The organism is Ectothiorhodospira sp. PHS-1 (genome assembly GCF_000225005.1).
Classification (GTDB): Bacteria; Pseudomonadota; Gammaproteobacteria; order Ectothiorhodospirales; family Ectothiorhodospiraceae; genus Ectothiorhodospira.
The window spans coordinates 1-421 of record NZ_AGBG01000100.1 but is presented as its reverse complement, the minus strand read 5'-3'; the positions used below and the strand labels follow the sequence as shown (position 1 = coordinate 421).

2 tRNA genes are annotated in these 421 nt (G+C 56.5%); both read right to left on the bottom strand.

The window, feature by feature from the left end:
- Nucleotides 1-102: 102 nt before the first annotated feature.
- A tRNA-Ala gene (locus ECTPHS_RS13775) sits at nt 103-178 on the bottom strand.
- Between the two features lie 151 nt (nt 179-329).
- Nucleotides 330-406, bottom strand: a tRNA-Ile gene (locus ECTPHS_RS13770).
- Nucleotides 407-421: the final 15 nt, after the last annotated feature.

Sequence of the window (421 nt, the reverse complement as noted above, 5' to 3'; positions counted from 1 at the left end):
AACAGTACAATGCCGTTGAATAAAAAAGACAGCCAAAAGATAAACGTCGTAAGGCATCTCGCCCTCGCCCTACAACCCTTCTCTTTTGACTGCCCTAGAACTTGGTGGAGCCAGTCGGGATCGAACCGACGACCCCCTGCTTGCAAAGCAGGTGCTCTCCCAGCTGAGCTATGGCCCCGTAATCTTACATAGGCACCGTGCGCTCAGCTGCTCGACCCCAGCCCTCAGGCGTAGCCTTCGGGCGTTCGCCCCTTGCAAAGCGATGCTTTGCATGGCGCTACGCGCCACCGGGTCTCACCCCAGCTGAGCTATGGCCCCCAAATCAAATATGGTGGGTCTGGGTGGATTTGAACCACCGACCTCACCCTTATCAGGGGTGCGCTCTAACCAACTGAGCTACAGACCCAAGCTCAAGTCCACT